The 12,889-nt window shown below is 42.6% G+C and carries 11 protein-coding genes; all 11 read left to right on the forward strand.

What is annotated here, in order from left to right:
* Positions 1-76: 76 nt before the first annotated feature.
* On the forward strand, positions 77-1,408 hold the full coding sequence (gene rimO / locus E4K68_RS11635; RefSeq protein WP_135379112.1) for a 30S ribosomal protein S12 methylthiotransferase RimO: 1,332 nt from the start codon (positions 77-79) through the stop codon (positions 1,406-1,408).
* Positions 1,405-1,962: a CDP-diacylglycerol--glycerol-3-phosphate 3-phosphatidyltransferase gene (gene pgsA / locus E4K68_RS11640; RefSeq protein WP_135379113.1), complete on the forward strand. Its 558-nt coding sequence runs from the start codon at positions 1,405-1,407 to the stop codon at positions 1,960-1,962. Before rimO ends, pgsA begins: the two co-directional genes overlap by 4 nt.
* 278 nt (positions 1,963-2,240) lie before the next feature.
* The gene (locus E4K68_RS11645) at positions 2,241-2,759 is read left to right on the forward strand and encodes a hypothetical protein (protein WP_135379114.1); all 519 of its coding nucleotides are present in this window, start codon (positions 2,241-2,243) and stop codon (positions 2,757-2,759) included.
* A gap of 27 nt (positions 2,760-2,786) precedes the next feature.
* Entirely contained in the window at positions 2,787-4,256 is a 1,470-nt protein-coding gene (locus E4K68_RS11650) for an AAA family ATPase (RefSeq protein WP_135379115.1), read from the forward strand.
* A gap of 279 nt (positions 4,257-4,535) precedes the next feature.
* The gene (locus tag E4K68_RS11655) at positions 4,536-5,810 is read left to right on the forward strand and encodes a competence/damage-inducible protein A (protein WP_135379116.1); all 1,275 of its coding nucleotides are present in this window, start codon (positions 4,536-4,538) and stop codon (positions 5,808-5,810) included.
* On the forward strand, positions 5,800-7,413 hold the full coding sequence (locus E4K68_RS11660; protein WP_135379117.1) for a DEAD/DEAH box helicase: 1,614 nt from the start codon (positions 5,800-5,802) through the stop codon (positions 7,411-7,413). The genes E4K68_RS11655 and E4K68_RS11660 overlap by 11 nt, the downstream gene beginning before the upstream one ends.
* A 374-nt stretch (positions 7,414-7,787) precedes the next feature.
* Positions 7,788-8,834 (forward strand): recombinase RecA, encoded by a 1,047-nt coding sequence (gene recA, locus E4K68_RS11665; protein ID WP_135379118.1) that lies wholly within the window; start codon positions 7,788-7,790, stop codon positions 8,832-8,834.
* A complete protein-coding gene (locus E4K68_RS11670; protein WP_135379119.1) occupies positions 8,812-9,345 on the forward strand; it encodes a RecX family transcriptional regulator in 534 nt (177 codons plus the stop codon). Before recA ends, E4K68_RS11670 begins: the two co-directional genes overlap by 23 nt.
* Positions 9,346-9,633: 288 nt before the next feature.
* Entirely contained in the window at positions 9,634-11,178 is a 1,545-nt protein-coding gene (rny, locus tag E4K68_RS11675; RefSeq protein WP_135379120.1) for a ribonuclease Y, read from the forward strand.
* Positions 11,179-11,373: 195 nt separating this feature from the next.
* Positions 11,374-11,898: a hypothetical protein gene (locus E4K68_RS11680; protein WP_243450350.1), complete on the forward strand. Its 525-nt coding sequence runs from the start codon at positions 11,374-11,376 to the stop codon at positions 11,896-11,898.
* 98 nt (positions 11,899-11,996) lie between these two features.
* The gene (locus E4K68_RS11685; protein WP_135379122.1) at positions 11,997-12,779 is read left to right on the forward strand and encodes a TIGR00282 family metallophosphoesterase; all 783 of its coding nucleotides are present in this window, start codon (positions 11,997-11,999) and stop codon (positions 12,777-12,779) included.
* The last annotated feature ends 110 nt before the right edge of the window (positions 12,780-12,889 follow it).

The raw sequence follows: 12,889 nt of genomic DNA on the forward strand, positions 1-12,889 counted from the left end.
ATGTTGAATATTTTTTGACCTGGTGGAAGTGTTGGTTTATACTAAGAAAGGTAGACCAATGATATGAGGTGTAACGTTGACGAAAAAAGTTGCGGTTGTCACTTTGGGGTGTCCTAAAAATCAAGTGGACAGCGAAGTAATGTCGGGATTTCTATCCCAAGATTACATACTAACTGAAAACCCTGAAGAGGCTGAAATTATTGTTGTTAATACTTGTACATTCATTCAATCGGCAAAAGAAGAATCGATTGAGACAATTTTTGAAATGGCAGGGTTCAAGGAATCAGGAAGTTGTAAGACACTGATTGCGACAGGGTGCTTGGCGCAACGGTACGGGGCTGAATTAATACAAGACATACCTGAATTGGATGGTGTGCTTGGAACTGGGAGTATTGATGAAATTACTAAAATAGTTCAAGCGACTAATGAAACTCGTATGTCTCTTATCAAAGAAGGTGCACCGGATTTTCTTCATACTGATAGCATGCCACGTAAACGTTCCACGCCCGATTATCTAGCCTATGTAAAGGTTGCGGAGGGCTGTGATAATTACTGTACTTATTGTGTCATTCCATATGTGCGAGGGCATTTTCGGAGTCGCCCTGAAGAGTCCATTATTCGGGAAGTCCAGGACATGGCCGCTCAAGGGGTTAAGGAAATTATGGTTATGGCTCAGGACACTACGCGTTATGGTTTTGACCTATATGGAGAACTCCGTCTTCCTCAATTGATTCGACAACTCGCTCGAATTGAGGGGATTGAATGGATCCGGTTGATGTATTGTTATCCTGAGCGTTTTACGGATGAACTAATCGAAACCATGCGTCAGGAACCCAAAGTTTGTAAGTATATAGATTTACCTTTGCAACATGCGGATAATAAAATTCTTAAAGATATGAATCGACGTGGTACAATTGAGCAAGCTGAAACGCTTATTGAAAAACTACGCTGTGCTATGCCTGACATCACACTTAGGACCACCATGATCACAGGATTCCCGGGAGAATCGGAGCAGGAATTTCAGAGTATGGTCGACTTAATTCGACGTGTTCAATTTGATCGACTTGGGGTGTTTCCTTATTCACAGGAGGAGAATACACCCGCTGGGCAAAGAGAGGATCAGGTTTTGCCAGAAGTTCGTGAGCAACGACGAGAACTGGTTATGCAGATCCAACAAGATATTTCCTATGCAAGGCAGCAACGTTGGCTTGATCGAGTTGTTACAGTTTTACTTGAACAGAAATTACCGGACGGACGGTGGATGGGTCGGACAGAAGGGGATGCTCCCGAAATCGACGGACAGGTCTATATCACAGATACTCAGACCTCACTTCATGTGGGTGACATGATTAAAGTTCGCATCCTTGAGGCGGATAGCTACGATTTAATAGGAGAGGTTGTCTCGTGAATTTACCCAATCGTCTAACTTTAGCGCGAATCATTTTGATCCCTGTGTTCATGGCATTTCTTCTTTTACAAGTTCCCAAAGGTCACACTTTGTTCCCTCATCAAGATTTAGTAGCTGCCGTGATTTTTATTTTGGCCTCAGCTACAGATGGTTTAGATGGTTATATTGCTCGTAAACGTCACCAAGTTACGAACTTGGGCAAATTCATGGACCCGCTCGCGGATAAACTCTTGGTTTCCGCTGCATTAATCTCCTTAGTAGAACTTAGAGAGGTGACTGCCTGGGTTGCCTGGATCATCTTGGCAAGAGAGTTCGCGGTGACAGGACTTCGAGCAATTGCAGCTGTGGATAGAGTTGTCATCAGTGCCAGTAAACTTGGAAAAATTAAAACGATAACCCAAGTTGTAGCGATTTCTGCAATATTGCTACATGACTGGCCGCTTTCAATGATTGGCATAAAAATTGGCCAACCTCTATTATACATTGCTTTGATCTTCACTGTTATTTCGGGTCTCGATTATTTACTCAAAGCTCGTAAATTATTGCATAAATAGTTCGTAGCAGAATTATCATTTCAAAAAATAAAGCGTGATTTGAACCTGAAGTGTTTCTTAACATAAGGGAATTATATAATATAGCAAAGAATGAGTGCCTACAGATGCACTCATTTTTGTTATATAATTAACATATCAAGTTCTATCGTTGGCATTCTTTCTTGCTCAAAAAATTGCCAGTTTTTTACTAATGTGGATATAAGATTTATTCTCTTACTGATATACCTCATGCTATAATGTCGATATACTACGAATTATGCATAATGGAGGAAGATGAGATGACGAGACAACGAATTATGCTGACAAGTATTATAGGTATCGTCATATTTGCCTTGTTATTAGGGGGCAAGTTCGTCTATCAGAAGAAATGGATTGACGTTACGATCCAACATCAAAGTCAGCAAATCCCAGGTGTAATATCCGCTAAAACTGTACAAAAAAATGGTCAGGATGAGATGGTTGTGGTTACGAACCAGATATCAAACCTTCGTCAAGTTAGCTTAAGCTTAGAGAAGATAGCAGGCAAGGTTCCTATTAGATATCTTGATCGAAGTAATGATTCCCTGGAGAAATTATTTGGACAAATGCAGTTTGCTCTTCAAGAAGGAATTGTACGTGGTAATTTCACAGAAATGGCACAAAACGTTAGAACGCAGGCTGATAAAGCTGGAGTACAGCTTGAACTTGAAATGGATTCAGATGCAATTTACGTAATTCTTAATCAAGGGGATGCGCAACTGATTGAAGTGATAGAACGGCATGGGCAAGTGAACTTTTTACCAAGTGAAAAAGAATAATTTAACAAACTGAAAGGAGGAGAGCGGATGAAATTGGATATCTTAATTGGCTTTGGATTAGGTATCTTCGCCTTTCTACTAGTCATGGGGTATAATGTCATGCCTATCGGAATACTGCTAGTGAGCGCTTATTTTGTTTGGACCTTTGTCATTTCACGCCAGGTATTAAAAAATGGCAATGGAGTGGCTATAGCCACCACCATGATCAATTTTGAGGATATTGGGGGACAGAGTGTCGCTAAAAAGGAATTACAGGAAGCTTTAGATTTTCTACTCTACTCTGATCGGATGAAGACCTTGGGGATTCGACCGTTAAAAGGCATATTGTTGTCCGGGCCAACAGGTACGGGAAAAACATTGTTAGCCAAGGCAGCTGCAAAATACACCAATTCAGCTTTCCTGTCAGTATCAGGAAGTGAATTCGTAGAAATGTATGCTGGCGTGGGGGCAGAACGAGTTCGGAGTTTATTTCGGAGAGCACGTGAAATGGTACGGAAGGAAAAGAAAAAAAGTGCCATTATCTTTATTGACGAAATGGATATCTTAGGAGCGAAGCGCGGAAGTAATGTTTCTCATCATGAGTATGACCAAACCCTTAATCAACTTTTGATTGAAATGGACGGGTTGAAGGCTGAGCAAGGGGCTCACATTTTAGTGATGGCGGCAACGAATCGTCCAGAAGCCTTGGATGCAGCGTTACTTAGACCAGGGCGTTTTGATCGACAGGTCAAAGTGGATTTACCGGATAAGGAAGGTCGGGTTGCTATTCTGAAAATCCATACTAAAAATAAACCTTTAGCTCAGGGGGTTAATCTAGAAGAAATTGCCCACGAAACATTTGGTTTCTCGGGAGCACATTTGGAGAGTGTAACTAACGAAGCGGCAATTTTTGCCTTGCGTGAAGAGGCTAATGAAATTACAAATCGCCATTTGCATGAAGCAGTTGAGAAAGTGATGTTGGGAGAAAAACTTGATCGAAAGCCAACAGCTGATGAATTACGACGTGTAGCGATCCACGAGAGCGGACATGCCATGCTAGCAGAAACGGTCAGACCTAACTCGGTTTCACAGGTTTCTATTCGTTCAAGAGGAAACGCCTTGGGATATGTTCGTCATTACCCGAAAGACGATCTATATCTTTATACGCAAGCGATGCTGGAAGAGCAGATTATGGTGGCTTTAGCGGGGGCTCTTGCAGAGGAGCAGATTCTTGGCACAAAAAGTACAGGTGCTATGGGTGATTACGAACAAGCGCTTAACCTCGTTGAGAAGATGCTGGTTGCAGGTATGTCTCCTTTAGGGGTTACAGATGTTTCCCTCTTGAATGCCGAACAGCGCCAACCGGTGACGAGAGATATCCTAATTGACCTTGAAGAACGAACAAGGCAAATAATTAAGAAGAATAAGGAAAAATTAATGAGAATTACTAAGATTCTAGAGTCAGAGGAAACTTTGAGTGGTGAGACTTTGCGAACACACTTACAAAATATAGCTTAAACAGTTTGGGTTGTAACAAAACTGGTCTTCCAGTTTGTTACAACCCCTTTCTATTTAAAAAATCCATATGAATTCAAGGATTAATTACCATTTTGTATAATCCTCTTTTTTCGGATAGGGCAGCACCACTTTAAAGGTTTGTTAATGAATGAGCGCGATGAATAGTTCTTGACACTATTTTGCATGGGAAGAAGGATAATTTTGGGTAAGAAAAGAAATAACTAACCAAGAGTATAAGAAGTTCGATATTTGCGTTGATAATAGGAGAGTGATAAACTGATGAAGGCTGAAATTGTGGCAACTGGGACCGAGTTATTACTTGGAGAGACCCTGAATACGAGTGCTCATTACTTGACAGGAAAATTGTCTTCTCTTGGTATTGAAGTAGATTATCATACGACAGTCGGTGATAATTCTGGGCGCTTAGAGCAGGTTTTAAGGCAGGCAATCGGGCGTTCAGACCTCCTCGTTACAACAGGAGGGTTAGGTCCGACCGCGGATGATTTAACGAAGGAACTTGTTGCTAAAGTCTTGGATTTAAAGATGGAGTTAGACGAATTTAGCTTAGAACAAGTTAAACAGTTCTTTGGCCGTCGGAGAGCTCCCATGCCTTCGGGTAATGAAAAACAAGCCTATTTTCCTAAAGACTCAAAAATCTTGCCTAATCCCATTGGTACAGCGCCTGGTGCTATCATCGAAAAAAACGGTAAGACCGTTATTATATTGCCGGGTCCTCCATTCGAAATGAGGCCCATGTTCGATAATTATGCATGGTCAGAGTTGCAACAGATTATTGGACCGCAAGCCATAAGGATGAACGAACGTGTCCTTAAAGTATTTGGCATAGGTGAATCGGCAATTGAAGAGGTACTTGGTGAACTGATGAGCCTGCAGAATGTTACGATGGCCTTACTGGCTAAACGAGCTGAGATGCACATTCGCTTAGTGGCGAGAAGTTCAGAAGAAACGTCTGGGGAAGCTAAAGAAACTTTAAATTGGGCTGAAGAAGAGATTCGCCGTCGTTTAGGAGACAAAGTTTTTGGCCGTGATCAGGAAACCATGGTCGGCATAGTAGGGGAAAATCTAAAAAAGAAGCATTGGAGCATATCAACGGCTGAATCGTGTTCAGGTGGCTTGTTGGGCGCTGCCCTCACCCAGGAGCCAGGAAGTTCTGAATTCTATCTGGGTGGAGTAGTTAGTTATTCTAATTCCTTAAAACAAGGGCTTATTGGGGTGAGTCATCAAAGTCTTGAGTCGTTCGGCGCAGTGAGTGAAGAGGTGGCGAAGGAGATGGCCGAAGGAATCCGTTCAAAGGCAGGCACTGACCTGGCTATCTCAACGACAGGAATAGCAGGACCAGGTGGCGGTACTGATGAAAAACCAGTGGGGCTTGTTTATATTGGATTAGCTTCGCCTGAAGGGATTCATGCGAAAAAATTTCAGTTTTATGGAGAACGGGAGTCTGTTCGCCAGTTGACCGTTCAAGCGGCTTTAAATGAGGTAAGGCTGCACATGTTAAAGAACGAAAGGAGACTACAATTAGGTGATGGTTGAACGTTTACAATTGTTTGGTGATATTCAGTTGAGCAAACAGGTTTTACAAGCTTTGTCAGAGATGGGCTTTGAAGAACCTTCTCCAATTCAAAAAGCCGCAATCCCGATTGCTCTTGAAGACGTTGATATAATTGGTCAGGCCCAGACCGGAACAGGTAAAACCGCAGCTTTTGGTATCCCGGTCACTGAGAAGGTAAATTCTAAATTCCAAGCCGTACAAGCGCTTATAGTCACTCCAACTCGTGAATTGGCGATCCAGGTCGCTGAGGAAATTGCGAAAATTGGAAAATATAAGCATGTAAAACCGTTGCCAATTTACGGTGGCCAGCCCATTGATCGTCAGATTCGCGCTTTGCGAATGGGTTATCAGGTGGTCGTTGGAACTCCTGGCCGGTTGTTAGACCATTTGAACCGGGGTACGCTTCGCCTGCAACATGTAAAAATGGTGGTTCTTGACGAAGCGGACGAAATGTTAGATATGGGTTTTATAGAAGACATTGAGAGTCTTCTAAGAGAAGTTCCTACCGAAGGTCGACAAGTTATGCTTTTCTCGGCAACAATGCCGCCGGGAATTCGCAAATTAGCTCAGACCTATATGAATTCTCCTCGTTCTGTATCAGTTAGTCGAGATGAATTAACTGTTCCGTTGATTGACCAGGTCTTTTATGAGACTAGGGAGAGTGTTAAAGTCGATGCTTTAGGCCGAATTATCGATATGGAGGATATTGGGCAGGGAATTGTTTTTTGTCGCACAAAACGTGGGGTTGATGAGCTTGTAGTGGCTCTTGAAGCCCGGGGATATTTTGCGGATGCTTTGCATGGGGATTTAAGCCAGCAACAGCGGGATCGAGTCATGAAACGGTTTAGAGATGGAAAGTCCGAATTACTGGTGGCAACAGACGTAGCAGCAAGAGGCTTGGATATTAATAATGTGACCCATGTCATCAACTTTGATATTCCTCAGGATCCGGTATCTTATGTGCATCGAATTGGAAGAACCGGACGTGTCGGACGTAAAGGGCAGGCAATTACCTTGATTTCGCCTAAGGAATATCGCCAACTCCGGCTGATTGAAAATCTTACGAAGACGCGAATCCGTCGGCAGGAACTTCCTTCGTTATCTGATATAAGTGAGCGTCAGGCAGAAAATCTTAAGAATCAGCTCATAAGACTGATCCAGGGTGATCGACTGGGGAGTTATCGTGCGATCGTTGGGGAATTGTTCGACGAATATGATTCAATTGATGTGGCAGCCGCTGCCCTAAAATTTGCGGTCGAGGGAGCGAGCGTAGAAGAACGCATCGAAGGCAAAGCTCAAGATGACTATCATTTTGAAAACACTGGAGCAGCTGCGGGTATGGTGCGCTTTTTCATGAACATCGGTAGGGTACAACAAATTCGCCCTCAAGATATTATTCGTTGGATTGCCGATGAAAGTGGAATTTCGGGGAACATTATAGGAATGATTAATATTTATGACAAATTTACTTTTGTAGAAATTCCTGAGGAATATGCCTCTAGGGTTTTGAGCTGCATGCATCAAAATATGATCAAAGGGCGTAGGGTGAGTGTTGAACCTGCCAAAGCTCGTGAGAATGATTAGTAAACATGGGAAGTAATTATTTTCATACGTGTTCTCTTTGCAATAGTCACATTTTGCAGTGAATTCCTTTACGTGAATATGCGAAAGGGCTGTAACAAATTGTTTCTGGATTATAAACCACTTTGTTGGTGTATAATCCTCTTTTTTTGGATTAGTTGCCATCAACGTCTTGAAATAATATCAAGCTAATTTTACCCCCAATTTCATATTGCGAATTAGAAGAATTTTGTAATATAATTTCTAATATAGTCGGTTGTAAAATAAAGAAATTGACAAGTATCAAGGCCTACCTCTATAATGAGAACCGAACAGATGTTTTGCCAACCGCAAAGATAACCACAAAATACATTGACCAAGATGAGGAGGAAAACGAAATGGCCGAAACGAATAAGCTAAAGGCACTTGACATTGCACTTGCTCAGATTGAGAAGCAGTTTGGCAAAGGATCGATTATGAAACTTGGGGAATCTTCGGCAGGAATGACGATCGACGTTATCCCGACGGGTTCTCTAGCGATAGATCTTGCTTTGGGGGTTGGAGGGGTGCCGCGCGGGCGGATTATTGAAATTTATGGACCAGAGTCTTCGGGTAAAACAACTGTCGCGCTGCATATTATAGCTGAAGCCCAAAAATTGGGCGGAGCAGCTGCATTCATTGATGCAGAGCATGCCCTTGATCCAGTATATGCTAAGGCCCTAGGAGTTAATATTGATGATTTGCTGGTAGCTCAGCCGGATACTGGAGAACAAGGGTTAGAAATTTGTGAGGCACTTGTACGTAGTGCTGCTGTGGATATCGTAGTAGTTGACTCTGTGGCAGCCTTAGTTCCTCGAGCAGAGATTGAAGGAGAAATGGGAGACAATCATGTTGGTTTGCATGCCCGTCTCATGTCTCAGGCCTTGCGAAAGTTGACAGGGTCCATCAGCAAAAGTAATACTTGTGTTGTTTTTATCAATCAAATTCGTGAAAAAATAGGCGTTATGTTTGGAAGTCCGGAGACAACAACAGGTGGTCGGGCGCTTAAATTTTACGCCACGATCCGGATGGACATTCGTCGGCAAGAGGCCTTGAAACAAGGGCAGGATATAGTCGGTAATAAAACCCGAGTCAAAATCGTGAAGAATAAAGTAGCGCCACCCTTTAAACTAGCGGATTTTGACATTATGTATGGAGAAGGAATTTCTCGTGAAGGAAGTATTGTCGATATTGGCACCGAAATGGAGATTATTGCAAAATCGGGGGCCTGGTACTCCTATAATGGTGAGCGGTTAGGGCAGGGGCGTGAGAATGTTAAAGAATATCTCAAGCAACACCCAGAGATGGCAAACACTCTTGAACAACTGATTCGCACGAACATGAACCCCATTGTAACCATGGTCGAAGACGAAGAAGCAGAAGATGGTTCACTTGACGAGCTTTAAACCTTCAAAAAGCGCCAGGGAAGTTGCATTGGATTGTTTATCACGCCGAGCTCTAACCCATTATGAATTAGAGACACGTCTCAAGCAAAAGGGCTTTGAAAGCTCGGAAGTTAATGATGTGCTGGAAAGAATGGAGAAGTTGGGTTATCTCAACGACCGAGACCTTGCGATGGCATACTCGATAAACCGACTCAAGCATTATTCTCGGCAAAGGGTCCAACAAGATTTGCAAAATCGAGGGTTAGAGTCCCAATTGATTGAACAAGCGTTGGAGTTAGCGTATTCAAGTGATGATGAGTTTCAGCAATGTCTAACCCTCGCAAAACGGTGGTGGGTCCAAGAGGGCAAACATTGGGAACAAAGAATTGATGTTAAACAAACAAAGAGGTCTATTCCACGTGAACTATGGCTTCAGCAAAAAGTTGCTCGAAAGCTTGGACAACGCGGATATTCTTCGGAGATGGTGCGAGACGTACTATACCAAATTAAAACTGATAATTATGTTGAATAGCGCTAGGGTTTGGGGTATAGAATGCACCAGTTTAGGACAAGCTTGACAATGTTTACAAATGATATTAAAATCTTAACAGAGACCTGTCTCTGTTAAGATTTAACCTTTAATGGTTTTCTTATAGATTTCGTAGTAGTCAGCTAATATAGGGACTTTTTTGACTAACGAGAGTTGTAGGAAACGGGGGGAACTACCCGTCTTAAAGGTTATGCTTATGGGACTGGTTTTGAAAACCAGTTTTTTTAATGTGAAAAAATAGAATTTTGACAAACAAGGAGGTGTATACGTATGATCGCATTTATTACCGGTTTAGTCGCCCTTTTGGTAGGATTAGGTCTAGGTGTCTTTATAGGTTGGCTTTTTCGCAAAAATACTGCTGAAAAGAGTATTGGATCGGCAGAAGAAGAGGCTAAGCGCATCGTTGAGAATGCCCTTGCTGCAGCTGAAAGCAAGAAAAGAGAATCTGTCGTTGCTGCTAAAGAAGAAGTCATGCTTATTCGCAATGAAGTAGAAAAGGAAACTCGGGAACGGCGTGGTGAGCTCCAACGGCTTGAACGACGTTTGGTTCAAAAAGAAGAGAGCTTGGACCGTAAAATCGAGTCACTTGAACGCAAAGAAGAAAATATTCATCTCAAGGAAAATGAAGTAGAACAGCAACGAGAAGAGTTAAACCAGCTTGTTGGAAAAGAGCAAGCGGAGTTAGAACGCTTATCTGGCATGACCACGGAAGAGGCTAAGCAGCTACTGCTAAAGAGAGTTGAAGAAGAGGTTCGCTATGAGTCAGCGATCATGATCAAGGAAATTGAGACTCGTTCCAAGGAGGAAGCCGAGAAACGGGCTAAAAACATTATTGCCTTAGCTATACAGCGTTGCGCAGCTGACCATGTAGCTGAAACGACTGTATCAGTTGTGGCGTTACCTAGCGACGAAATGAAAGGTCGAATTATCGGCCGTGAAGGACGTAATATTCGTACTTTGGAGACCTTGACAGGAATTGATCTTATTATTGATGATACGCCTGAAGCAGTTATTTTGTCAGGTTTTGATCCGATTCGTCGGGAAGTTGCAAGAATTGCTCTGGAAAAACTCATTGCAGATGGTCGTATTCATCCTGCGCGGATTGAGGAAATGGTTGAAAAGGCTCAGAAAGAAGTCGACCAAAAAATCCGCGAAGAAGGGGAACAAGCGACATTTGAGACGGGTGTCCATGGGTTGCATCCTGAATTAATTCGCTTACTTGGTCGGCTTAAATTCCGTACAAGTTACGGACAGAATGTCTTAAAGCACTCGACGGAAGTATCTCATTTGGCAGGATTGATGGCTGCGGAGTTAGGTGTTGATATTCAGCTTGCTAAGCGTGCGGGTCTTCTGCATGATATTGGCAAGGCTGTTGATCACGAAATGGAAGGGACACATGTACAAATTGGAGTTGACCTTGCCCGTAAGTATAAGGAATCCAGTGATGTTGTACATGCTATCGAAGCTCACCATAACGATGTAGAGCCGAAAACCATTGTTGCAGTCCTAGTGGCTGCTGCTGATGCGGTTTCTGCTGCACGTCCAGGGGCTCGAAGAGAAACACTTGAGACGTACATCAAACGTCTACAAAAATTAGAAGAAATCGCCGAAAGTTTTGAAGGAGTAGAAAAGTGCTTTGCTATTCAAGCAGGGCGAGAAGTTCGCATAATTGTGAAACCCGACAAAATTGACGATGTACTTGCTCCGCGGGTTGCGCGTGAGATTAGTAAACGTATTGAAGAAGAACTCGAATATCCGGGACAAATCAAGGTTGTAGTGATTCGTGAGACTCGAGCAGTTGATTTCGCGAAATAGCCATAGGCAGTATTTAAACAGGCGATCCTGGGGATCGCCTGTTTTTTATAGTAATCGGGGATAATCAAATAAACCGTCTGCTGTCGTCATCGTAGATGAGGACCAAATATACCCAGTCGGATGGGGAGGTTTTTAAGCAGGAATTTGCAGTTCGATGCCGAATTAGTGTTTTGTTAAGGTCCGAATTAGAGAGGAATGAAAACTAGGATGTTCAATAATTTGCAGCATAAGGATGGGGGACGTGTCCAAGACGGCGTAGGACTACTGACTTCAATTTTGTTAAGATACTCTGAGATGGGGTCGGTTCATTATTGCCTAGATCAGCATGCTCTTAAGTTCACGTTTATCATTTCGCAACACCAAGAGGTCTCTTCCCTCCAAAGGGTCCTTAAACCTGCTTTAGAATTCTTCCATCAACTCGAAAGGCAGAGCATGCGAATTTGCGAGATTGCTTGCCGGAGTGAGGAAAATGTCTGTGTGCTTATGATAACACGAGATGTCGATAGTATGACACAACGTGAAGTGGGGCTTATTGTTGAGCTATTAAAACGGGAATACAAAAAACATCTTGTTTTTGATAAAATAGATTTGCCAGAAGATGAACAAGTTTTTCAGGAAGAAATGATCAGCCAAATGCTGTCTTCAATCCAGTCCTGTGATATCGATAAAAATGTGGTTGCGTTGCGAGAAAAGGGCCGGGTGTTAGTCTTTAAGAGCTAGTTACTAAGAATCATCGAGTGAATAAACAGTCGTAAAATGCCAAATAATAGAATGTTATCGAGACTATAGTTTGGTTGATTTGGAAGGAGGTACGTTTTTTGCGCGTACTTTTTATTGGGGATATTGTGGGTAAACCTGGAAGGGAAGCTGTTAAACGTTTTCTAAAGCCTCTTCAGGAAGACTATAATGTTGATGTCACCATCGCTAATGCAGAAAATGCTGCGGCTGGAAAAGGTCTGACGAAAGAGATAGCCGAGGAACTTTATAATTACGGTGTTCAGTTTTTGACGATGGGGAATCATGTTTGGGATCAAAGAGATATTATGAATTTCATTGATCGTGAATCAAGGCTTATTCGACCCGCGAACTATCCAGTAGGAGCACCCGGACAAGGATATGGATTTATACGAGCCATAGGAAGCAAAATCGGCGTTCTTAATCTTTCAGGCCGTATATTCTTGCCACCCTTAGAGGACCCCTTTAGTGGAGCTATACGTTGGATTAATCAAATGAAGCAAGAAACTCCTATTATCATTGTCGATTTTCACGCGGAGGCAACTTCAGAAAAAGTTGCGTTGGGGTGGTTTCTCGATGGCAAGGTCAGCGCTGTTCTGGGAACTCATACCCATATTCAGACAGCCGATGCCCGTTTGCTTCAGCAAGGGACAGCTTATATTACGGATGTTGGCATGACAGGACCACGGGATTCAGTGTTGGGAGTTAAAAAAGAAATTATTATCAATCGATTTTTAACCCAACTTCCTGCGAAATTCGAGTTAGCGAATGGCCCTATTCAGATCAATGCTGTAATCTTAGATATCGATGAAGAATCTGGAAAAGCGCGGAAAATCGAGGCGATTCAACGAGTGGCAGATGCTTAAAGTATTTTTTAAAACTTGGAATTACGCTAGGAACTTTTGATTCTGAATGCTGGATCGAAATCTGAAAATTCTTTGAAACAAAAGAGGATTTTGCCCACCTGCTCTCGAAT

It is taken from the genome of Desulfosporosinus sp. Sb-LF (genome assembly GCF_004766055.1).
GTDB lineage: Bacteria > Bacillota > Desulfitobacteriia > Desulfitobacteriales > Desulfitobacteriaceae > Desulfosporosinus.